We start from the raw sequence: 21,326 nt of genomic DNA, 5'->3' as shown, positions 1-21,326 counted from the left end.
AAATTATTGTGATTATTTTTTGCCTGGAACGATTCTGTAACTTAAGCCGATCTTAAACGCCAGGCCCTTCGATACTTCGGGATTGATCGGATCAGCGCGATCCCCAAACTCTGCAAAATCGACGAATGCTTTTGCCTTATCTGTTTTATTGTATATTTCCATGTTTCTGATCAGTGTATAAGCGGCCGTTCCCCTTACCGCCCAGTTGGAAGATATATAACGTTCCAAAAAAAGGCCCGGATTAACCGTATTGTATTCGAAGTAGCGTTCCTGATTGTCCAGACGGTAGGTTGAATTTTGAACAGACAGGTTAAACCCGGTATTCATTTTCTGGTTTAAAGCATAATTGATGGTAAGATCTTTTGGCAGATCACCAAAGATCCGCAGTTTCCCGCCGGCTTTCCAGTCCATACCAACCGTAACGAGGTATTGGGGACCATAGAACTGTCTTCTGTAACCCAATACCGCTCTCCAGGTCAGGTTTTCACTAGCCTTCCAACTGCCCCTGACGATACCGCCAAATTTGATAGCTGAACTTTTCACATTTTCAAAGTCGCTGTTCATCGTGGGCATTAGTAATGCAGTCAGGTTGAAAGCTGGACTAAGCATGGTACTGTAACCGAATGTAGGGGAAATGCTGTAAACTCTTTTCACTTGGAAAGCCGGGTGGGTGCCTGAAAAGTTGAAAGCTTCCAGGTTTCCGCCAACAATTAGGTATTTAGATTTATTCGGCGTCAGGAATATAGGGATCGCCGTAGCAATTTTTAAGTTGTTCCCGGTAAATTGCTGTTCATTTGCCGGCGTTTTTATTGTAATGGGCATGTGCTCATAGGATATGTTTACGCCTTCAACATAACCTTGTGCGATAGTCCTGGCTGGCGATAAGATAAGCAGCAGTATGGCTGTCAGGAACGTGATACCTAACCGCTGGGTAGTTTGGGCTGCCGGTCTCATTTGTGTTTGTCTTTTTTCAATGTTTTTCATGCCGTATGGTTTTGATTTTGATTTCCTTTTTGGAATGAGACAAAACTATCCCGCAGCATTTCTAAACTCATTGATATTTATCAATATCAACTGGCATATATTGGTGTGTTGTAATATATTTGTACATCGCCCCACAAATCATATCATGTACGAGGTAATAACTAGCGCTTTGCGCAAATTGGTCGACTTCACCGATGAAGAACTTTTCTTATTCATGCAAAGGCTCAGACCGCTGCACCTTAAAAAGTATGAACTTTATCTGAAGGAAGGCCAGGTCTGCAAAATGATGGTACTGGTGCATAAAGGTGGTCTGCGTTATTATTCCCGGACTGTAAAAGGAGAGCATACGATCGGGTTTGCTTTTGAAGGTGAATGGCTGGGTGATTATGAAAGCTTCCTGCTGCAGACACCATCAGACTGTCTGATCGAAGCACTTGAAGATTGTGAGTTATTTACCTTAAGTTATCCGGACATGCAGGCGCTCTATCAGCATAGCCAGCGCTTCGAGAGATTCGGACGTATTATGGCCGAACAGCTCTTCTTAGCGACTGCCAGAAGCAAAAGTGACTTCATGCTCCGTAACGCCAGGGAACGATATATGACCCTGCTTAATACCCGGCCGCAGATATTTGAAAGATTACCACAGCACCTGATCGCTTCTTATCTTGGTATCCTGCCTCAAAGTTTAAGCCGTATTCGGGCAGAAGTAGCGAAAAAATTAACATAGGATAATAAAAACGTTTACTTTATTCACCTAAAGTCATTTTCCTAAAGGCTTATTAAGCGCAGTTTTGCAATGCGTATTTTAACGCGGCATAAATCAATATGGAAACATCACAGATCTTCTCACTCGTTAGCAGCCTTGCCGCAGTACAATGGCTGCTTTTGATCATCCTTCCTAAATGGCGAGTAACACTTTGGCTGATCAGCTATCCCCTTGTACCGATAGTGCTTTCAGTAATTTACTGCATTTATATCACTGGCTTCTTTAGCATTTCGGGTGGTGGATATGGATCCCTGCAACAAGTACGTACACTTTTTGCAAACGATAGTCTCTTACTTGCCGGTTGGGTTCACTATCTCGCCTTCGACCTTTTGATCGGTTTTGCGATCATCAGATCATCGCAGGAAAGAAACATTTCTCACTGGCTGGTTATACCCTGCCTCGTAATGACCTTTATGTTCGGTCCCGTTGGCTTCCTGCTTTATCAGATCATTAAAAAAATTCGTCAATAACCATGAGAACTTTATTAAACCGCATGAGAGCTCTCAGCCCGGTATTGTATTACTGTGGCCTGGCGCACTTCGCCTTGTTTATCGTTTTTATCATTACCGCCTTGTTCGATCACCGGCAATTAATGGGCCTGAACTTATGGATCAAACCGATCAAATTTGCCATATCGATAACGATATACTGCCTTACCTGGACCTTGCTTTTACAGTACTTACCCTTTGAACTTATCAAAAGACGATTTGCACGGTTCACTGTCTTTGCGATGAGTTTTGAAATGTTCGCCATTGCGTTGCAGGCAGCCAGGGGACAGCTGTCTCATTTTAATCATTCCAGTGCTTATAATCTGCTTTTATTTAATCTGATGGGTGTAGTAATTGTTTCCCAAACATTATTTGCGCTTTATATCGGGATTCAGTTTTTTAAAGTGAAAGCCATACAACTTACCCCGGCAATGTTGTGGGCAATCAGATTGGGGATTATTATGGCTTGTTTCTTTGCTTTTGAAGGAGGTTTGATGGCCGCTAAGATGTCTCACACGGTTGGTGCAGCTGATGGTGGTCCCGGACTGCCGCTATTTAATTGGAGCCGCATTGCAGGTGACCTGCGGATCGCTCATTTTATGGGATTGCATGCGCTGCAGATTATGCCTCTTTTCGTCCTGCTCACAAATTATAAAAGTGCCCGCCCAACGATCGCTTTTGCATCTTTCTTTTTCGCATTTGTATCCCTGCTGCTTTTTAATGCGTTACTAGGTCGGCCGCTGCTGTAAAGACAGTTCTTTGTATCTGGAAGAAAACAAGCTGCAGAAGGGCATCATGGGAAAGTGAAATGCGGACTTAGAAAGCGGTGTCGGGCAATGGTAAATTGATATTACGGTTATACTTTTAGAGTGACCATAATCCTGCAATCTCAAATAAACAAAAACTTCTAAATGTTTTTATTTCATAATTTTATGAAATGAACAAACGAGAGAATATAAGCGATTTTCATAGCCGGCATGGATGGGAATATCCTAAAAATGGACAATTCAACGTGTATAACAGAGAAGAATTTTCTTGTGATAGTACATCCCTGCCGCCCAACCGCAGGGATTTCTATAAAATATCTATGATCACAAGAGGTACTGGAATATTAAGCTATGCTGATAAAGTCATCCGGATTGATAAACCATCCATTACCTTCTTTAATCCTTTGATTCCCTACTCGTGGGAGCCTACTTCGAACGATCAGGCCGGCTATTTCTGCCTGTTTACTGAGGACTTCATCAACCAAAGCCTTAAAAGTGAGAGCCTTTCACATTCGCCTTTATTTAAGATAGGAGGAAATCATTTGTTTTTCCCTAAAATACAGAGTATTGAGTTATTAAAAGGTATTTTTGAAAACATGTTCCCTGAGATCCGTTCCGGATACGCTCATAAATATGAATTATTAAGAAGCTACGTGCAGGTCATTATGCATGAGGCAATGAAAATACAGCCTGCAGATACATTTTATCAACCAGTCAATTCAGCAGAGCGCATCACTACTATGTTCCTGGAACTGTTAGAACTGCAGTTTCCTATCGACGCCCCTACACAAAACTTGAAACTCAAAACAGCTAAAGAATTTGCTTTGCAGCTCAACGTACATACCAATACGCTGAACAGAGTTCTGAAAGAAAGCACAGGCAAAACTACCACGGAATGGATTGCCAATAGAATTACTAACGAGGCAAAAGCACTATTACAGTTCAGTAATTGGGATATAACAGAAATTGCCTATAGCCTGGGTTTTGAATATTCGGCAAATTTTATCATTTTTTTTAAGAAGCAAACCAATACAACCCCTTTAAAGTACAGGAAAGCTCTTTGTACACCTATTTCCAAACTATAAAGGAAAACATCAATCACCTTCTGCATTTAATTCCTGCTTCCGGTTATCATATCCCATACCATGTCATTAGAAAGATGGCTGTCTAACCGCAGACTTCCTGTAAATGTCCGATCTTACACCAAGTTAATAATCATATGTTTGATTAGCATAATTTTAAACTAACCATAAAATGGAGCTTTGCTTCATAAAAATAATGTATTTATGGAAAGTGAAAATCTATGTAAAAAAAATAGTAATGGTGCTCAGGTATCAGCTGTCAACCTTTTTAATAAGGATAATACTCAACCGATCTCTCCGGCATGGACAGCGGTTTTCTCGCTAACAATGGGCGTCTTTGGATTATTAACAGCAGAGTACCTGCCTGCCAGTCTGCTCACACCGATGGCTTCAGAACTAGGGCTTTCAGAAGCGGTAGCCGGTCAGACGGTAACTGTGACCGCAATAGCCGCATTGTTTTCCGGACTGTTGCTACCGGGACTTACACGGTCTTTAGACAAAAGGATCGTATTGCTCAGCTTTTCTGCTTTGATGATTGTCTCTAATCTTTTTGTTGCTTGCTCATCAAGCATAATGGTGCTTTTATTGATGCGTGCTTTGCTCGGAATTGCCCTTGGAGGCTTTTGGGCAATGGCAGCAGCAGTAGCAATGCGTCTTGTACCTTTAAAACTGGTGCCACGTGCCTTATCGATCATTTTCAGTGGCATAGCTGTCGGAACCGTGGTCTCTGTGCCTCTGGGCAGCTACCTGGGAGGCTTATTCGGTTGGCGCAGTGCTTTTTATGCAGCAGCGGCAATTGGTGTAGTGACGTTAATTTTTCAATGGTATACTTTGCCAAAACTGCCTTCACAGCGGGCAGCCAAATCTACAACAGTGCTTAAAGTACTGCTGCGTCCGGGCATAATAGTAGGAATGCTGGGCTGCGTGCTGGCACATATGGGCCACTATTCCCTTTTTACTTACGTCCGTCCCTTCTTAGAGGATACAATAAGAATTGGCGCTGATGGAATAGCCATACTATTGTTGGGCTTTGGAGCAGCGAACTTTGCCGGTACGCTTCTGGCAGGGCGGCTCATGGAACAAAGTCTGCGCTGGACATTAATCAGTATGCCAATTTTGGTTGGAGTTGTAGCATTGCTCCTGGTATTGTTACCACCCACTTTTACCGGACATGCATTGCTGATTGCCGTCTGGGGAATGGCTTTCGGCGGGGTGCCGGTTGCATGGTCAACCTGGGTGTCCACTGCAGTTCCCGATGAGGCAGAAAGTGCCGGAGGAATGGTTGTAGCAGCAGTACAGGGTGCCATTGCAGCGGGAGCAGCCATGGGCGGATTACTATTTAATTATGCCGGTATCTCTGGAGTATTCGTCGCGGCAGGTATCTCTATGCTTTTAGCTGGGGTTTTTATCGCATTGTTTGTCAGGGTTAAGGCTATCGGTAAGGAAGCTGGAAGAGCGGTTGTATCTCATCATTGAAACGTGGAGCAAACCGTCTACGAGTTTGACAACAGCATAGCAGCAAAAGCTTAGTAAAACAACTATATTTCGATTACCTTTTAATTTCAATCAGTAATACCCAGGCATCGTAAACGGACTTGATGAATGATAAAAATATCGCCATTACTGTCCAGTAAAGTCCAGGATTGCCAAATAGTATAAGAGAGATTCCGCCTATGACATACAATATGGTAGCAAGCTGATCAAACAATAATGTAAAAAGATAAATGCGTTTAAATTCCGTCAATGACTGATAATATATTTTAAAATCTGCCCTGGTTATTAAAATCCAGACGATTAAGCCAAGTACGATGGTTTCACAACCAATTAAATAATGACTTTCCTGCGGAACGAGTAAAAGAACCGAAAAGATCAAGATCATTAATAATAATATCAAAGCCACTGAAGCCTTAATTACCAGGAGCGGGAAGGATAATATATGTGTGAGGTTGATAGAAATTCCAACAAATATCAGTCCCGTCAAAGTTGCTGCTGCCGCTGCTGTAGCTAAAAAAAAGTCATTCCATTCTTTCATATTTTATCTCTTTATCAGTTTAAAACTTCATTTTTAAAGGAAACAGTAACTGCACATGAAATATGTGCAGTTACTATCTGTCCAGCTCCTTAAGAATTATTTCCGGTATGGGATATGTCGAGAAATTTGCAATACCGCGCCTGAAATAGCCACCTTCCATCTTGAAATACAAGCCGATCATCATATATTGCCGTGCTTTGATATAATGATCCATCGTGGTTGGCAGCGTTTTCGGATAAAATCCAGCGCGCAGTTGCAGTATCTCCCGAGATCGTAACTATACCTGAATGCAGCTTCTGACAAAAAAAACGTTTGCCTGTTGCAAGTTCAAGGAATAGCTTTACGATACTGTCGCGACCTCTGCTTTCCAGATGAAGAGGTTCGGCTAACTTCCAGGTACCATCTTCTACCCACAATGCTTCAAAACACTGCGCATTTCCAGAAAGACAGCTGTCGGCAAAGGAAGCAGTCAGCGCCCGGATTTGATGCTCATTTTCTAAAGCTTTCAGTCGTTCCTCTATGCCAGTCATAACTTAGCAGAACCTCCTGTTTCAGTAGCTGTGTTAGGCCATATCCCACTAACAAGCCGCTCCCAATTTCCATGTGCTATAGCTTCCCTTTCGGCTTCAGAGATTGAGGCTTGTGCTAAAAATGTCTGGGCACCCTTTTCGCCGCAGCTTTGATAAGGCCAATCCTGGGAAAACATCATTCGTTCCACTCCCACTATCTCAATCGTACGGGAAAAGTAGTGCTGACTAAAGATGCCGCTTGGCGTGTAATAAACGTTTTGTTTGAAGTAGTCAGCAATAGGGCGTTCCAGTTTGAGGCCCGCATGGTTTAGTTGTCCAATGCGATCCAGATAGAACAGGACTACTTCCCCCCAGTGGCCGACAATTACCTGAAGCCTGGGGTAACGGTCAAAGACTCCGGTCAGTACCATACGCAGAAGCTGTATACCAGTTTCGTAATGCCAGCCAATGGCCCCCATGGAAAGCATGATGTCGGCAACCGGACCTACACCAGCGTAATAAGCATCGCGCACCCCGGATGGCGGAAGCTGCGGATGGATATATAACGGTACCTGCAGTGCCTCTGCAGCCTCATAGATTGGATTGAAATCACGATGATCCATATTACGCTCATGGACACGTCCATTTAAAAGCGCTCCTTTAAGTCCAAGATCCTGCACAGCACGTTGTAACTCTTTTGCAGCTGCAATTGGCGACGGTACAGGAAGGGTAGCAAAGCCATCGAAGCGATCCGGACGGTTTGCAATGGCACCAGTGAGGATATCATTAAAATCTCTCGCAACTGCTATGGAATCTGCTGGTTTAAAATTCTGAACCCCGGGTGACGGCAAGGACAACACCTGAACGTCAATACCGGCATCATCCATTGCCTGAATGCGAATCTCTTCCAGATCTTCCAATTGCCTGACATATTGATTGCCATTCATCGAGACCGTAAAGTCCTGTATCGCAGCAGTTGCCTCCCAGGCTTCGCGAACCTGACGAGGTACAAAATGTTCTTCTAAAGCTATTATTTTCATTATTCTCTTTTAGATATTTTAGTTGCGTACATTAACCAATATGTTCCGCTAAAAATTGAGCAGTACGTTCGTCCGCTACCTTTGCCGTGGCTTCTGATCTGCGTTTGCCAAGCGCACATGCAAATCCATGATGTTGTCCCGGATAGTCGAAGATTGTAATTTGCTCATTACCATCAAATGCAGCATGAATCTGGTTTTGAATTTCCTCACCAACATGCTCATCAAACTCAGGCATATGTAACAGGAGTGGATTTCTGATGGCATCTTTTTCACCCAACATACGCTCAATCTGTACTCCATAATAAGAAACTGCTGCATCGATATCCGTACGGGCTGAGGCAAATGCGGCCATTCGCCCCCCAAGACAATATCCGATCAGGCCGATTTTCGCCTTATTGCCTACAATCTCACGGGCTTTGTTAATTGTGCTCTGTACGTCATGTACCCCCTTATCTGTATTGAAGCGAATAACCACATCCACAGACCGTTTCATGGCAGACTTTATGTCCGGGTCTAATTCCATGCCCGGATCAAGACGCCAGAATAGATCGGGCGCAATAGCCAGATAACCGTTCTGGGCTAAAAGATCGCAGCGCCAGCGAATGTCTGTATCTACCCCGAAAATCTCCTGAATAACGATAACCGCTCCCCGGGGTCTTCCATCGGGCTCCGCTACATAGACGTTGAACTTGCCTACGCCATCGTAGGATTGTATCTTTGTTGTAAAACTCATCACTAAAATGCTAAACCGTACCACATGGTACGGTTTAGCAAACGTACTACATAGTACGGTAAAAAACAAATAAAATAGATGTCAAAAGAATTGCAACAGGAGGCCCGCCGTAAAATGATCATAGAAATAGCTGGAAAACACTTCCTTGACTATGGTTATGGTGCTACTACGATGTCTGCAATTGCGTCTGCTTATGGTGGCTCAAAAGAAACCTTATGGCGCTACTTCCCTAATAAAGAAGTTCTATTTGCAGCCTATATTGAGCATGCTACAGCTTCTTTTCGCGGAAGGTTAGCACCACACTTAACATCAGACAAACCTTTGGAGCAGTCCCTTAGAGACTTTGCAAAGCACTATATTGATGAAATCTGTTCCTCGGAATCGATTGATTTGCACCGGCTTGCAATTGGTGAGAGTGCGCGTTTCCCGGAAGTGGGAAGGTTATTTTATGAACGTGCGCCTAAAGCTACTGAGGAGTTACTTGAAAACTTTTTAGCAACACAAATGGGCATTGGGAAATTACCTTCGGGAGATGCAGGCAGAGCTGCCAGAACACTTATTCAACTCTGTATGATGGCACGATATCCGGTAATTTTTTGTATCGATAAAGCTTCAGCTATTGATTCGACTGAATTGGCGCGCATGAGCGTTAGGGACTTCATGGCCATTTATGGACCGTCTTAAAAGTAGCTACAAGGTATTGTATGCCAGAGCAGAAGCGAAAGAGAATAATATTTTTGGAAAAAGAATCCTTAAACAAATTTTCTGATGCCCATCATATATCCCAAATGCATCCCCTCGTGATAGTTATTGCATTCGAACGCATCGCGTACTGATTCCAGGTGAAATCCTATTCCTGTTATTCTTTCATTATAGGAAACGAAAATATCTTTTGCAACGTCCATTTCAGTTTTTTCAATCAGTGAAGTTAACAGTGCTTTCAAAGTATTGGCTTCATTTTCAGAAACAGGTGCGGTTGGTTTTGTGCCTGATTTATATTGATCAAATAAGTCATCCGAGATATATCCTTGTAAGTTTGCACCTTTGTAGATCAACTTTTGCTGGGTGACAATAATGTGTCCGATGTTCCAGATAAGATTATTGTTAAATCCTTTGGGGACTTTGTTAAGTTGCTCCAAAGAATATTTGTCAAAGAACTCCATGTACAGCTTTCGGCTTGCTTTCCAAGTTTTGAGTATAGTTTCCATCTAGCTTTTTTTTATTTCTTAAACGACTTTTACAGGTTCATTCCTCACTTTTCGTCGGACTTCTTTGATGGTTGACTACAACCAGAGAACATCATCAGGCCAAAGGCCAGGAGTTTCATTGTGTTCATTTAGGGAGGCTAAACCAAAATGTAGTCCCCACACCCTCAACGCTGTCAACTCCAATATCTCCACCATGACGCTGGATAATGTCTGCACTGATGTAAAGACCCAATCCTAGTCCGGAAACCTGCGCACCAGATGGGTCTGCGCGGAAATAACGATCAAATAAATGCGGTAGCTTATTTTCCGGAATACCAGGACCAGTGTCCCTTAGTGAAAACTTTACTGAACCTGTAAGTTCTTCAATACTCAAATATATACTCTTGCTGTCCGGTGCATATTTTATGGCATTGTTGATGAAATTCATCAGCACCTGTTCTATACGGTTTTCATCTGCATTAATCTGAATATCTTTCGGACCTTCCACAATCAGCTCATGCGTCCCCTTTTGCAGTGTATGTGAACAACATTCTTCCAGCATATCTGCTATTACAAAATCCTTTTTCTGCAGCATCACATGCCCTTCCTTTATCCTGGAAACATTCAACAAATCATCCACCAACTCGCTGATCTTTTCCATACTCCTGCTGCATTGTTCTACTAACCTTGGCAACATGGCTGTCGGATTTGCTTTCATTCTTTCTAAAAGCTGTAATGAAGCTTTCAAAGTAGTGATCGGCGTTTTAAGTTCGTGACTTGCAATGGAAATAAAATCATCCTTTTGCTGCTGCAGTTGCTTAAAATCAGTAATATCAATCACAGTACCCAGTAGTTTTTTCAGATTGCCGTGAGTGTCATAATGTACGTTTCCCTGCACCCGTATCCACTTCAGCGAACCGTCTGCATTCATAAAGCGCGATTCATAAAACAGCTTCCCGGTTTTTTTGGCAATAGCATGCGCCTGATCACTCAGGTGAGCATCAAGAGGATGATAGGCTGCAAGTATATCTGCCCTGGAAACAGGACCTTTTATTCCGAAAATCTCGTTGAAACGCGCTGAACCCTTAAGTGACTGATCGGCGTATCGATATTCATAGGTGCCGATTTCTGCAGCTTCAATTGCCAAACGGCTTCTTTCTTCCATATCTTCGATCTGACGCCTGGCCATTACTTTAGCGGTAACATCATTCCCTAATACCATAATGGAGCTTACTTTACCCCGGGCATCTTTAACGGGTTCATATACGAAATCGATAAAAACTGTTTCAGCAGCCCCATTTCGGATCAACCCGACTTCATGCTCAGTTGCATAAAAGGCAATTCCGGTATCAATCACCCTTTTCATCACTGGGGCATATACATCAGCAGCTTCAGCTACTCCTTCCCAAATGGTACGATTTTGTATTTGCGGAGCAGTTTTACCAACTAATTCCAGATAACTATCGTTAACATCAGTTACCATGAGATCCCAGGCACGGATCACGCAGATGGCAACCGGAGCTTGTCTGATCAAATCGCGGAACCTTTTCTCACTCAACGCCAGCTCTTCATTTAGGGTAGCGAGTTCTTCATTAGTTGTAGCAAGTTCTTCATTGGTGGTGGCAAGTTCTTCGTTAAGGGCAGTAAATTCTTCATTGGAGGCGGCCAAATCTTCATTCATGTCCTGAAGGCGCTGTTCATCCAGTTTCCTCTGGGTAATATCAATACACGAATTTATAAATCCCGCAAAAGTTCCATCAGAAAGGAATCTGGGCGTACCTTTTTTAAGCAACCAGCTATATTTCCCATCAGCAGATAATACCCTTAATTCAGCCGTATAAGAAATTCTCCTTGCAAATGCCTGCTGATGAATTTCAAAAAAATATTGCTTGTCCTGATCAGCAATCAAATCATGCCACCCCTTTTCGAGCAGTTCAACAGCAGTCCTTCCGCTCAGTTCGGACCATGCTTTATTGAGATAGATCCACCTTCCGAACTGATCAATTACAGATATCAAGACGTCAGTATGATCAGCCATTGACCTGAATCTTTCTTCGCTTTCGGTAAATTCCATGACCCGGCATGCTACCATTGATTCCAATTCAAGGTTTATCTGTGATAGTTGTATCTTGTTAGTATAAAGTTCCTCATTGGTCGCATTGAGTTCTTCGTTAGTTGCCGCAAGTTCCTCGTTAGTGGTAGCAAGTTCTTCGTTAAGTGCCTGCTCGCGGATCAGTAACTCCCTGTTCTGATTTGCTTGTTCCAGTTCTTTCTGGTTTAAAAAACGTTCTGTAACATCGGTTGCGGTATGCAAAACAGCCACTACCTTATCATTTTCGTCTTTTATAGCGCAGTACTGGAAATCGAAGTAAAACGTGTCGAGTCTTCCATCAATCAATATTTCCGCAGCTGTATCTTTTCCTGAAATGATAATCCCATCATTCCACACCTGTTTAAACATTTGTAAAAATGGCTGCCCTGATAATTCAGGCATAGCCTCTAACAGACTTTTACCAATCACCTCAGTTCCCCGGCCCCAGATGGCCAGCATAGCGGCATTAGCAAATTCGATTCTGGCATCTTCCCCGATATGTACAGCGGTAGCCGTAGGTGAAAAAGAGAGCACATGTTTAAATTGTTCAAAATTCAAAGGTATTACCGGATCGTTCATAGGTTATGCTCAGTTGCGGCGACTAAAATAGCAAAATGAACTGAATGTACAATTAAGTTGCTATAACCAGCACAGGCAGCCCTGATCAAACCCTAGCCTACTTTTTACAGACGATATACCAAAATTTTTGCGCTGGCTTTTCACCAGCCGCTATCATGGGTTCACTGATGGGTTGAGCATCTATTAAGCCATAATTGTTAAATTCCGATTGGATGGAGTCGGAATCGTAAAAATAGAGATTAACACCAGGCCAGGTGGCAAAAGTGTCTTTGTCTATCTCCTTTCCTTGTCCGTATCTGAAATCCGTTTTTGAAATAGATACAAAAACCATATACCCACCTGGTCTGATTTGATGATAACAATCATCTATCAATTTTATTCTTTCTTCAGCATTTAATAAATGTAGTAGCGCATAACAGAAGACACCATCATAAATCTCCCCGTCAAATGGCATTAAACCAACTGATCCATGATATATCTGAAGGCTATCCCCGAATTGTTTTCCTGCAAAATCAATCGCAGTCTGAGAAATTTCAATTCCGCTTACCTTGAATCCACTAGCAGTAAATGGCTTTGCATTTCTTCCGTAACCAAATCCCGGAATCAGGATTTTATTCAATTGATGTTTTTTGAATAGTTCTACCGTGGCAACAGCGGAATCAGCTGGTTCCCAGCCCCACATTTCCTGTTTATCTTTAAAACTTGCTTCCCAAAATTCTGTCATAAAATATTGTATAGATCCTTTTGCATCATTTGCAATCCTGTTGCATTATTCAAATATCATAAATATGTTTGACATGAAACAACTAAATTATTTTGAACTGTATTCTGCCCTTTGTTTATCATTACAAAGCTTACCCTGTTTTTATCCTTGAGGGTAAACTTTCCTTCAATTTTCAAAACTGATCAATGAGGTATTTTGCCCTGCTTGTTATTACTGTTTTGCCCTTGTCTGATCACAATTCTGCCGATCTTAAACGTAATAGACCTACTGTTGTAGGATTTGTCTATACGGGTTTGCTTCATGTAGAATTACAATAGGGTTGTTATACATCAACTCAATTCAGCAATCGCATTTATTACACGAAATAAATTCGATTATTTTACAAGAGTGTTAAATGCCAGTAATGGAATTTAACAATCAACTTCACTTCTCAGTATAATTTTTTAGAACAGAAAAAAAATAACATATTTTCTGGGTTAAATAGCCCCTTTCAAGCATTCCAACAGAAAAAAACACTGTTTAAACACTATTTGGAAGATAGTATAGAAATACACATCTTAGAAATCCAAAATAAATAAACAACAATGAAACGCTCAATTTTAGAACCTAATTACATGCTTTTTGAGGATGCACCTGTAGCAACAGCAATATTTGATGCAGACAACATGAAGCTTCAAATGGTCAATCAGCCGATGTTAGATTTGTGGGATAGGCCGGCATCAATTAATGGCTTAGCGTTACTGGATTTTTTACCGGAACTCGCGGATCAGGAATACCCTAAATTATTGGAAGGTGTAGTTTTATCAGGAGAAGCGCACAAAGATAGAGGTGCGCTGGTGTGGTTAGAACGAAATAACAAAAAAGAATCTGTTTTTATGGACTACAGTTATACGCCCATTAACCTGGGTAACCGCATAACCGGAGTTTTAGTGATGGCAACCGATGTTTGCGAGCGTGAATTGAACAGGCTCATCATCCAACAGTCTCAACGCGATCTCAGAGCCTTAGTGATGTCGGCCCCTGTGCCGATGTGTATCTACAGGAATGCTGAATTTAAGATTGAGGCAGTGAATAATTTTATGCTGGATTTATGGCAGGGAACCAGAAAAATGAATCTCTCTATACTCAACCATGTATTTCACAATGGAGTTCCCTATACTTTTACTGAAGGAGGGATCACCTATAACTTTACCCCACTTTGGAGCGGCGTAAAAACTATTAGCGGTGTTTGTGTGATTGCAGCTAAGCAATAATCAAAAAAATGAACCCTGCATTGCTGCAGGGCTCTGGCATCGGGAGGGACGATCTGTCTGCCAATTATGAGTATTTTAAAATAAGCCCTGCATTGCTGCAGGGCTTGGTACTCAGATGTACCTATCTCGCCTATGAGAATATTTTTAATGTACCTTGTATAATTGCTATCATTCCGATGGCATAAGGCATCCATACCTGTTCTTTTATTTTAAAAGCCTTTTCAGATCAATTGTTTGATGATGTAAACATAACAATAATAATAATGGTTCTGCAACCATTATCCACTTCATTAATTGTATATTTTTCAACAATTTACTGAAACACATTTTACAGACCTACAGGTAGTTACACCAACAATATAAATGCTATTGATCTGTTGCGAACTAAAAGGATTAAGTAAAAATCTCAGTTTGTAACGGGATGGATAAAGGTTCAGATTTTGTATGTGGAAAACGAAAGGGAATCCCCTACATAATGTGCAGAAAGTTTTTTTGTTCGTCCTGCAGTCCATTTCTGCTTGACGGACACACCGGAAAAGTAAGCGCAAATTCAGAGCCTTTTCCTAAAGTACTTTTAAAACTGATCGTCCCACCCTGCAATTCTGTGAATTCCTTACATAACATTAGTCCCAATCCCACACCTTTTTCGTTATTGGTACCGTAAGTTGATTCTGCCCCTACAGAAAATAATTGCGCTTGTTTCTCAGCTGAGATCCCGATACCATTATCTTCAACACTGAATGTAATAAAATTACCATCTGCTTGTGATTTCAGGTTTATTGTGCCACCAGAAGGTGTAAATTTCACTGCATTGCTGATGAGATTACGAAACACAATTTTAATCATCTCCACATCGGCAATAATGCAGATATCCGGATTGATTTTATTGTTGATTGTAATCACCTTTTCTAAAGCAGATATCTGTAAAATCTCAAGGACAACCTTTAGTTCCTGGAATAAAGGCACACTAGTTAAGGAAACCTGCAGCCCCCCTTCCATTTGTGCTTTAGTCCATAGTAACAAATTATTCAGCATAATCTGTGTATTCTTGGTTTCCTTCAGCAATCCAGCTTTAATGGTTTGCCTTTCATTTACATCAATATCATATTCCAGTAAAAGCTCTAAAAAGCTCTGGATGGAATTTAACGGCGAGCGAAGGTCGTGCGAGAGGATAGAGAGCAATTGCGTTTTAGATTGATTTGCTTTACGTAAGTCTTCTGATATGGCTAATACCTTGTTTTTTTCGCTGATTAAACTCTTAACGATATAACTTAAGATAATGAGAATGCAGGCCACAGATCCCAGATAAGTGAAAATCAGATCAAGAAAGGCAGCAGACCTGCTGCTGTAGCCATTGGTTACCTGTGAAGGATAAATGTATTCAATACATAATAAACTAACTATGGTAAGTATATTTAAAGTAATCCAGAAGGGATACTGTTTCTTTGGCATCACCGCTAAACTAAAGAAGAATGAAGTAATGAACAGCAAAAGCGTTGGTCCGTGATAACCTGAGTTAATGAAAAAATTCACTACCAGTATCAGGTTCAGCGCAAGACAAAAGATTGTAGCACTGGATTGTGTACGATTATATAGACGTGAACTGATATATAATAGGGCTGTTAATGCAAGTGTAAAACTTAATATCAGTGCAGCATAAGGTACCTGGGTGATTAAATTTACCAGCAATGAAATAATCAGGGAAGCAATAGTGATTAAACTAACTTCATGAAAAATTCGCGCCTCCATGCTCACCGTATGGTGACCAACGAGGGTTTTGTGTAGAGCGAAGATTCGGTTTAGCATACTATATTCAATATCATTTATGATGCCACAATAACAGCATCTGCAGTTAATACAACTTCAAGGAGTTTGCGTTTCTTATAATTTACAATCAGGCTATAATAAAAACCGGTGTCCCTATGGTTACCTGCATAAATCAACAGCAAATTTGTAAAACAAAAAATAGCTGTTCAGGTTACATTCAAAAATAGAAAATATGCCGATATTACTTTTGAGTGCGATCTTCGCCAATGTATTTACAATAGGTTTCGTATGGTTTGATATTTACTTATGGCGTGAATGGTACTTACATAAAGACCTGGTACAACCCGAATATGGACAGGAATATGCACAACATTGCCTGATCGGCGCTATCGCCATACTCGTTTTATTTGCGCTGGGTAAAATAGTTATTCGTTCCCTTTTCAGCGGAAGTGGTAAAGGTATGCAGGATGAGCCTGTAGCTGAGCGTTATCCTGAGCAATACCAGTTACAAAGACCAGATGGCAGCATCATCAATATAGAACAGGGTGGTGTGAAAGGGAAACAGGCGATCATCTTTATCCATGGATGGAATTCCAACAGCATGCAATGGTATTATCAAAAAAAATATTTTGAGAAAGATTACCATTTGATCCTGATGGATCATGCCGGTCTGGGTAAATCTAAAAGACCTGATAACAAAGACTATAGCCTGGAGAAATTGGCGGCTGATTTGAATGCGGTAATTGATTATTCAAATGTTAAGGATCCGGTACTCTGGGGGCATAGCATGGGTGGCTTCACAATATTGACCTTTTGTAAAATGTATGCAGACAGACTGCAACGAATCAAGGGGATCATCCTCGAGCATACCACCTATACCAATCCCACTAAAACATCAGTCATGAGCGGATTGCTGCAAGCGATTCAGAATCCGGTATTAAAACCGATTTGCTGGATCATGATTGGCTTATCTCCCCTGCTTTGGATCAGTCGCTGGATGAGTTACCTCAATGGAAGCAGCCTGATCATGACACGTTTGCTCACCTTTGCAGGAACACAAACTGCAAAACAGCTCGACTTTACAGCTTTACTATCAACGATGGCTCCACCGGCAATTACCGGCCGTGGTGTATTGGGCATGTTTGAATATGATGCTACTGAGGTATTAAGCCAAATCAATATTCCTACACTTGTGATAGGGGCGGATAAAGACCGCTTAACAAAACTGGAAGCCAGTGTTTTCATGAATGAACATATTCCCGGTTCGCAGCTACTGGTGCTTTCCAGTGCAGGCCATATGGGGTTTGTGGAGCAGCACAGACATGTAAACGCAGTTGCTGGTAAGTTTTTGAACTTTAAGCCTAACCCTGCAGATCAGGTTATAGCGAATGAAAGAATACCCCAGAAAGTATAATACAATGAATGATTATCAAAAATAAGGATAGCAGTTAGCTGTTCTTTAGCCCTTGCAGGAGCGCTCCTGCAGGGGCTATTTCTTTTTACAGCATTATTTCAATTGATTGCACAAGCGCAACAGAGGAAATCTTTAATCTGCTACAGGCTACATAAAACGTTAATCTCCGCAGCCAGTTCAGCGGGCTTTCTAATCAAAGTCGGGTGATCCCAATTGACAATTGACAAAGGCATCCCCTTCACTTCTGCTGACTCCGGATCCTCCACAATTACATTGCCTCCCATATGATTCATTTGTAATGATCCTATTAATCCATCCTTACCGCCACCAGAGAGAATGATACCTATAGCCTTTTCTTTGAAATCATTGGCCAGGGAAGTGAAGAAGATATCAATTGCATCATTTTCTATTTTGATATCTCTTTTTTTTACCCTGATCCAGCCCTGCTCCAATTCAATGGTAATATTTTCTGCCATCACATAAATGTTTCCGGGTATGATGCGGATATCATTTTCTACACGCAATACAGGTAGCGAAGTATGTTCCGATAAGATTAGGTTCAAAATACTTTTACGGTCACGCATTAAATGGGTTACCACAACAAAAGCTACGTTTTTACCCACCTTGATATGGTTAAAAAATTCGCTCAAAGATTTCTGGCCACCTGCTGACGCACCGATCCCTACTGTAAAAAATGAATTATTCATATAATGTGGTGTGATAGCATAAAATAGTAACGAAATAAAAAGATGCAACAATAGATTGACACTAATGTTTGATCGCGGAGACTTTATGAAGGCGAAAGACTTTGAATTTCCCGTTCAATGCTGAGGGTTTCCTCCACAGGAAGCCCGAACTGCTGACCTAAACGGATGATGGCACCAGAGAATAAAGCTAATTCTGTATGTTCTTTCCCCGATTGTACATCCAGCTGCAGCGAGGTTGGCGTAGCATAGGGGAAAGATTCGGCTCTTTTAAAAGTTTGATGAATGATATCTGCAGGAAGATTGATTTTGCTGACCTGTGCAATTGCCAGGATTTCGCCCATTATCTTTTCTGCCCGCAAGTGTAATTCGGGATTTTCATTGACCTGCCCAATGGACTGATTATATCTTGCAGAGACAAGACCGAAACTGGCAATAAAGAAATACTTGGTCCAGATAGCAGGAAAAGCATCGTCTGTTAATTCTATATCAATAGCTGCAGCCTTAAAGAGATTGATAATGGTCTGCGGATTATATTCCGGATGCTGTGGATCCTTCCCGGTAATGATTCTACCGGGATTGCCTTTATGTTCTACCGTGCCCTTTTCTTTAATATGCGAGGCTACATATACACAAGAAGGCAATACTATTCCCGTTGGGATGATTTTACGAATCCGCTCATAAATATCAACGCCATTCATCAAAGGAATCATAATGGTATCTTCTTTAACGAGTGGCCTGAGCTGTTTACAGATATTCTCCAGATCGTATTCTTTTACACAGATGAGGTAAATAGATGTATCTGGCAATCCGGATACATCTTCTTCGATATTATCAGGAAAAACAGCCTCACCTGTATTTTCCGGAGAGAGCAAAGTTAAGCCATTGGTTCTCACTGTTTCATAGGTTGCCCCACGTGCAATAAATGAAATACCGATCTCCGGATTATTGCCGAAATGCTGAGCAAGTTTAAAGCCGAAGTACCCTCCTACTCCGCCAAGGCCAACTATTGTGATTTTTTGTTTCATGTGTTATTTATTCTTTACAACATTGTTTCACTGCAATACTTCTCAATTCCAGCAATGAAAGTAAATAAATTAACTATGATATATCAGCGCCCTGCTTAAAGAATAAGCAGGGCGCTGAAAATGAGGTAAATACACTATATTGATATTAAGGTTTCAATACAACTTTAACACAATCATCATCCTTTTCATCAAAAATCTTGTAGGCTTTTGATACCTCGCTCAATGGCATGGTATGGGTAATAATATCGTCCAGAACTACCTTTTCTTCTTTTACCAATTCAATGAGTTTATCAATATAGTTGAGCACGGGTGCCTGCCCCTGTTTAATGGTAATTCCTTTATCAAATATGCGGAATAAGGGGAAGTTATCATACGGGCTACCATATACACCGAGGATGGATACTGTACCGCTTCTGCGGACTGCCTCAAAACACATCTCCAGCACTTTCATGCTGCCTTTCTCAAAGTTAATGGTTGCTTTCAGTTTGTCAATCAGGTTCCTTTCCGGCTCAAAACCTACTGCGTCTATGCATACATCTGCACCACGGCCAGCGGTCATTTCGCGAATAGCGGCTACCACATCAACTTTATGTGGATTTAAGGTATCTACATTATTCACTGCTTTTGCTTTTTCCAAACGGTAATCTAATGGATCTATGGCAATCACACGACTTGCGCCGTGTAACCATGCTGCTTTTTGTGCCATCAATCCAACCGGACCAGATCCAAAAATAGCCACGACTTCGCCTCCTTTAAGCTGCGCCCAGTCAACCCCAGACCAACCTGTAGGAAAGATATCGGTCAGGAACAATGCCTGTTCATCTGTAATATTCTCAGGGATAATTCTCGGGCTCACATCTGCATAGGGAACACGCACATATTCGGCCTGCCCGCCAGAATAACCACCGTAAAGGTCTGTATAACCAAACAGGGCTGCCCCTTTTTGATCCATCAGGTCACCATTAGGCCCGTAGTGTTTGTAATTAGAGTTTTCACAACTAGGTGAAGCGCCATGGTTGCAGAAAAAACATGATCCGCAGGCAATCGGGAAAGGTACAATTACACGGTCGCCTTTTTTCAAATTCTTTACTTCGGCACCTACTTCTTCTACAATCCCCATAAATTCATGTCCCATCACCATGTCAGTCGATTGCGGCACTGCCCCACTCAGGATGTGAAGGTCTGATCCGCAGATTGCTGTAGAGGTCACTTTTAAAATAATGTCTGTTGCCAGTTCTATACGGGGATCGGCTACAGTGGTGTAACTGATATCGCCCGGTTTGTGAAATACTGCTGCTTTCATATTTGATATATAAGGTAAATGATAAACCTTCAACAAGACTGGCCGGAAGTTGTTTACTTTATTCTGCTTTATAAACAGGAGCATCCTTAGGTGTAATTTTGACGGAAGCGAAAAAACAAAAAACACAGACCACAGATGACTAGTTTAACAATCAGGGCAAAATAATTTAACATTGATAAACATGGCAACTCCAGAAACCTTTTCTAATCAGAATTTTCATGCGCTCTGTGATGAGCTGGGCACACGCGACGCGGATCTGAATGCAATTCTAAAAACACATGGCTACCCACCCATGTGGACACGTCCTAACAGCTTTGAAACCCTTGTACATTTTGTGCTGGAGCAACAGGTATCACTGGCTTCTGCCTTGGCAGCACTACATCAACTGAAAGAAAAGACAGGGAATTTAACGCCGGTAAATCTATTGAAACTCAGCGATGAAGAAATGCGGGCTTGTTATGTGAGTCGCCAGAAAATGGGTTATATCCGGGGTCTTGCCCAGGCAATTACAAATAACGAACTGGATTTGGCCGCTTTGGAAACTTTGCCTGATGATGACGTAAGGAAAAAGCTCATCGCTTATAAAGGAATCGGTAACTGGACAGCGGATGTATACCTGATGTTTGTACTGCAGAAAACGGACATCTATCCTATAGGTGATATTGCTGCCGTAAATGCGTTGAAAAGAGCTAAACAGCTTGCCAAAGATGCAGACAAAACACTGATTTGGGAAATTGCGGAACAATGGAAACCCTACCGGACAATTGCTACCATGATCTTGTGGCATCACTATTTGTCTGCACCGATTAAGCGGGAAAAGGCTGCAACTATTGTTGCCCTCCCTAAAGATTTACCATAAATATCAGATCACAAT

At 41.6% G+C, this 21,326-nt stretch carries 22 protein-coding genes; 10 read left to right on the top strand and 12 right to left on the bottom strand.

Annotated elements, in window-relative coordinates:
* Positions 1-12: 12 nt before the first annotated feature.
* Positions 13-984, bottom strand: a complete 972-nt coding sequence (locus OQX62_RS07015; protein ID WP_265830725.1) for a DUF6268 family outer membrane beta-barrel protein — start codon at positions 982-984, stop codon at positions 13-15.
* Between the two features lie 145 nt (positions 985-1,129).
* On the opposite strand from OQX62_RS07015, the gene OQX62_RS07010 reads away from it, so the two are divergent.
* The 5 genes from OQX62_RS07010 (at position 1,130) to OQX62_RS06990 (ending at position 5,563) form a co-directional block, all read left to right on the top strand.
* Positions 1,130-1,711, top strand: coding sequence for a Crp/Fnr family transcriptional regulator (locus OQX62_RS07010; protein ID WP_265830724.1), 582 nt, complete (start codon positions 1,130-1,132; stop codon positions 1,709-1,711).
* A gap of 98 nt (positions 1,712-1,809) precedes the next feature.
* Positions 1,810-2,220, top strand: a complete 411-nt coding sequence (locus OQX62_RS07005; protein ID WP_265830723.1) for an ABA4-like family protein — start codon at positions 1,810-1,812, stop codon at positions 2,218-2,220.
* 2 nt (positions 2,221-2,222) lie between these two features.
* Positions 2,223-2,987: a hypothetical protein gene (locus tag OQX62_RS07000; protein WP_265830722.1), complete on the top strand. Its 765-nt coding sequence runs from the start codon at positions 2,223-2,225 to the stop codon at positions 2,985-2,987.
* Positions 2,988-3,175: 188 nt separating this feature from the next.
* Positions 3,176-4,090 carry an AraC family transcriptional regulator gene (locus OQX62_RS06995; RefSeq protein WP_265830721.1) on the top strand — a complete coding sequence of 305 codons (915 nt, stop codon included), beginning with the start codon at positions 3,176-3,178 and terminating at the stop codon, positions 4,088-4,090.
* 201 nt (positions 4,091-4,291) lie between these two features.
* Positions 4,292-5,563 carry an MFS transporter gene (locus OQX62_RS06990; RefSeq protein ID WP_265830720.1) on the top strand — a complete coding sequence of 424 codons (1,272 nt, stop codon included), beginning with the start codon at positions 4,292-4,294 and terminating at the stop codon, positions 5,561-5,563.
* 73 nt (positions 5,564-5,636) lie between these two features.
* On the opposite strand, the gene OQX62_RS06985 is transcribed toward OQX62_RS06990, so the two are convergent.
* The 4 genes from OQX62_RS06985 to OQX62_RS06970 all read right to left on the bottom strand — a co-directional run bounded on the left by OQX62_RS06985 (position 5,637) and on the right by OQX62_RS06970 (position 8,401).
* Complete coding sequence (locus OQX62_RS06985) at positions 5,637-6,119, bottom strand: hypothetical protein (protein WP_265830719.1); 483 nt, start codon at positions 6,117-6,119, stop codon at positions 5,637-5,639.
* Positions 6,120-6,208: 89 nt separating this feature from the next.
* Positions 6,209-6,649, bottom strand: coding sequence for a nuclear transport factor 2 family protein (locus OQX62_RS06980; protein WP_265830717.1), 441 nt, complete (start codon positions 6,647-6,649; stop codon positions 6,209-6,211).
* A complete protein-coding gene (locus OQX62_RS06975; protein WP_265830716.1) occupies positions 6,646-7,668 on the bottom strand; it encodes an amidohydrolase family protein in 1,023 nt (340 codons plus the stop codon). Before OQX62_RS06975 ends, OQX62_RS06980 begins: the two co-directional genes overlap by 4 nt.
* Positions 7,669-7,699: 31 nt before the next feature.
* Complete coding sequence (locus OQX62_RS06970; RefSeq protein WP_265830715.1) at positions 7,700-8,401, bottom strand: dienelactone hydrolase family protein; 702 nt, start codon at positions 8,399-8,401, stop codon at positions 7,700-7,702.
* A 78-nt stretch (positions 8,402-8,479) separates the two neighbouring features.
* On the opposite strand from OQX62_RS06970, the gene OQX62_RS06965 reads away from it, so the two are divergent.
* Positions 8,480-9,085, top strand: coding sequence for a TetR/AcrR family transcriptional regulator (locus OQX62_RS06965; RefSeq protein ID WP_265830714.1), 606 nt, complete (start codon positions 8,480-8,482; stop codon positions 9,083-9,085).
* A 68-nt stretch (positions 9,086-9,153) separates the two neighbouring features.
* On the opposite strand, the gene OQX62_RS06960 is transcribed toward OQX62_RS06965, so the two are convergent.
* From OQX62_RS06960 to OQX62_RS06950, 3 genes are all read right to left on the bottom strand, one after another.
* Complete coding sequence (locus tag OQX62_RS06960; protein WP_265830713.1) at positions 9,154-9,609, bottom strand: DinB family protein; 456 nt, start codon at positions 9,607-9,609, stop codon at positions 9,154-9,156.
* Between the two features lie 124 nt (positions 9,610-9,733).
* A complete protein-coding gene (locus OQX62_RS06955) occupies positions 9,734-12,259 on the bottom strand; it encodes a PAS domain S-box protein (protein WP_265830712.1) in 2,526 nt (841 codons plus the stop codon).
* Between the two features lie 97 nt (positions 12,260-12,356).
* The gene (locus OQX62_RS06950) at positions 12,357-12,983 is read right to left on the bottom strand and encodes a class I SAM-dependent methyltransferase (RefSeq protein WP_265830711.1); all 627 of its coding nucleotides are present in this window, start codon (positions 12,981-12,983) and stop codon (positions 12,357-12,359) included.
* A 584-nt stretch (positions 12,984-13,567) separates the two neighbouring features.
* On the opposite strand from OQX62_RS06950, the gene OQX62_RS06945 reads away from it, so the two are divergent.
* The gene (locus OQX62_RS06945; RefSeq protein WP_265830710.1) at positions 13,568-14,236 is read left to right on the top strand and encodes a PAS domain-containing protein; all 669 of its coding nucleotides are present in this window, start codon (positions 13,568-13,570) and stop codon (positions 14,234-14,236) included.
* An 8-nt stretch (positions 14,237-14,244) separates the two neighbouring features.
* On the top strand, positions 14,245-14,421 hold the full coding sequence (locus OQX62_RS06940; protein ID WP_265830709.1) for a hypothetical protein: 177 nt from the start codon (positions 14,245-14,247) through the stop codon (positions 14,419-14,421).
* 283 nt (positions 14,422-14,704) lie between these two features.
* Here the strand turns inward: OQX62_RS06940 and OQX62_RS06935 are convergent, their stop codons facing one another.
* Positions 14,705-16,042, bottom strand: coding sequence for a sensor histidine kinase (locus tag OQX62_RS06935; protein ID WP_265830708.1), 1,338 nt, complete (start codon positions 16,040-16,042; stop codon positions 14,705-14,707).
* 193 nt (positions 16,043-16,235) lie between these two features.
* On the opposite strand from OQX62_RS06935, the gene OQX62_RS06930 reads away from it, so the two are divergent.
* A complete protein-coding gene (locus OQX62_RS06930) occupies positions 16,236-17,417 on the top strand; it encodes an alpha/beta fold hydrolase (RefSeq protein ID WP_265830707.1) in 1,182 nt (393 codons plus the stop codon).
* A 140-nt stretch (positions 17,418-17,557) separates the two neighbouring features.
* Here OQX62_RS06930 and OQX62_RS06925 read toward each other — a convergent pair whose 3' ends face one another.
* The 3 genes from OQX62_RS06925 to OQX62_RS06915 all read right to left on the bottom strand — a co-directional run bounded on the left by OQX62_RS06925 (position 17,558) and on the right by OQX62_RS06915 (position 20,452).
* On the bottom strand, positions 17,558-18,124 hold the full coding sequence (locus OQX62_RS06925; RefSeq protein WP_265830706.1) for a chemotaxis protein CheB: 567 nt from the start codon (positions 18,122-18,124) through the stop codon (positions 17,558-17,560).
* A gap of 83 nt (positions 18,125-18,207) precedes the next feature.
* Complete coding sequence (locus OQX62_RS06920) at positions 18,208-19,149, bottom strand: ketopantoate reductase family protein (RefSeq protein WP_265830705.1); 942 nt, start codon at positions 19,147-19,149, stop codon at positions 18,208-18,210.
* A gap of 145 nt (positions 19,150-19,294) precedes the next feature.
* Positions 19,295-20,452 (bottom strand): zinc-dependent alcohol dehydrogenase, encoded by a 1,158-nt coding sequence (locus tag OQX62_RS06915; protein ID WP_265830703.1) that lies wholly within the window; start codon positions 20,450-20,452, stop codon positions 19,295-19,297.
* Between the two features lie 181 nt (positions 20,453-20,633).
* Here OQX62_RS06915 and OQX62_RS06910 point away from each other — a divergent pair, with 181 nt between their 5' ends.
* On the top strand, positions 20,634-21,311 hold the full coding sequence (locus tag OQX62_RS06910) for a DNA-3-methyladenine glycosylase family protein (protein WP_265830702.1): 678 nt from the start codon (positions 20,634-20,636) through the stop codon (positions 21,309-21,311).
* The last annotated feature ends 15 nt before the right edge of the window (positions 21,312-21,326 follow it).

The sequence above is a fragment of the Pedobacter sp. MR2016-24 genome (assembly GCF_026239655.1).
In the GTDB taxonomy this organism is placed as follows: Bacteria; Bacteroidota; Bacteroidia; order Sphingobacteriales; family Sphingobacteriaceae; genus Pedobacter.
The sequence above is the reverse complement of the archived record's forward strand: the minus strand, read 5'-3'. Positions and strand labels throughout refer to the sequence as shown.

Excerpts from the sequence above, each read along its gene's own strand:
- OQX62_RS07015 (WP_265830725.1), bottom strand. The coding sequence starts at position 984 with ATGAAAAACATTGAAAAAAGACAAACACAAATGAGACCGGCAGCCCAA.
- OQX62_RS07010 (WP_265830724.1), top strand. The coding sequence starts at position 1,130 with ATGTACGAGGTAATAACTAGCGCTTTGCGCAAATTGGTCGACTTCACC.
- OQX62_RS07005 (WP_265830723.1), top strand. The coding sequence starts at position 1,810 with ATGGAAACATCACAGATCTTCTCACTCGTTAGCAGCCTTGCCGCAGTA.
- OQX62_RS07000 (WP_265830722.1), top strand. The coding sequence starts at position 2,223 with ATGAGAACTTTATTAAACCGCATGAGAGCTCTCAGCCCGGTATTGTAT.
- OQX62_RS06995 (WP_265830721.1), top strand. The coding sequence starts at position 3,176 with ATGAACAAACGAGAGAATATAAGCGATTTTCATAGCCGGCATGGATGG.
- OQX62_RS06990 (WP_265830720.1), top strand. The coding sequence starts at position 4,292 with ATGGAAAGTGAAAATCTATGTAAAAAAAATAGTAATGGTGCTCAGGTA.
- OQX62_RS06985 (WP_265830719.1), bottom strand. The coding sequence starts at position 6,119 with ATGAAAGAATGGAATGACTTTTTTTTAGCTACAGCAGCGGCAGCAGCA.
- OQX62_RS06980 (WP_265830717.1), bottom strand. The coding sequence starts at position 6,649 with ATGACTGGCATAGAGGAACGACTGAAAGCTTTAGAAAATGAGCATCAA.
- OQX62_RS06975 (WP_265830716.1), bottom strand. The coding sequence starts at position 7,668 with ATGAAAATAATAGCTTTAGAAGAACATTTTGTACCTCGTCAGGTTCGC.
- OQX62_RS06970 (WP_265830715.1), bottom strand. The coding sequence starts at position 8,401 with ATGAGTTTTACAACAAAGATACAATCCTACGATGGCGTAGGCAAGTTC.
- OQX62_RS06965 (WP_265830714.1), top strand. The coding sequence starts at position 8,480 with ATGTCAAAAGAATTGCAACAGGAGGCCCGCCGTAAAATGATCATAGAA.
- OQX62_RS06960 (WP_265830713.1), bottom strand. The coding sequence starts at position 9,609 with ATGGAAACTATACTCAAAACTTGGAAAGCAAGCCGAAAGCTGTACATG.
- OQX62_RS06955 (WP_265830712.1), bottom strand. The coding sequence starts at position 12,259 with ATGAACGATCCGGTAATACCTTTGAATTTTGAACAATTTAAACATGTG.
- OQX62_RS06950 (WP_265830711.1), bottom strand. The coding sequence starts at position 12,983 with ATGACAGAATTTTGGGAAGCAAGTTTTAAAGATAAACAGGAAATGTGG.
- OQX62_RS06945 (WP_265830710.1), top strand. The coding sequence starts at position 13,568 with ATGAAACGCTCAATTTTAGAACCTAATTACATGCTTTTTGAGGATGCA.
- OQX62_RS06940 (WP_265830709.1), top strand. The coding sequence starts at position 14,245 with ATGAACCCTGCATTGCTGCAGGGCTCTGGCATCGGGAGGGACGATCTG.
- OQX62_RS06935 (WP_265830708.1), bottom strand. The coding sequence starts at position 16,042 with ATGCTAAACCGAATCTTCGCTCTACACAAAACCCTCGTTGGTCACCAT.
- OQX62_RS06930 (WP_265830707.1), top strand. The coding sequence starts at position 16,236 with ATGCCGATATTACTTTTGAGTGCGATCTTCGCCAATGTATTTACAATA.
- OQX62_RS06925 (WP_265830706.1), bottom strand. The coding sequence starts at position 18,124 with ATGAATAATTCATTTTTTACAGTAGGGATCGGTGCGTCAGCAGGTGGC.
- OQX62_RS06920 (WP_265830705.1), bottom strand. The coding sequence starts at position 19,149 with ATGAAACAAAAAATCACAATAGTTGGCCTTGGCGGAGTAGGAGGGTAC.
- OQX62_RS06915 (WP_265830703.1), bottom strand. The coding sequence starts at position 20,452 with ATGAAAGCAGCAGTATTTCACAAACCGGGCGATATCAGTTACACCACT.
- OQX62_RS06910 (WP_265830702.1), top strand. The coding sequence starts at position 20,634 with ATGGCAACTCCAGAAACCTTTTCTAATCAGAATTTTCATGCGCTCTGT.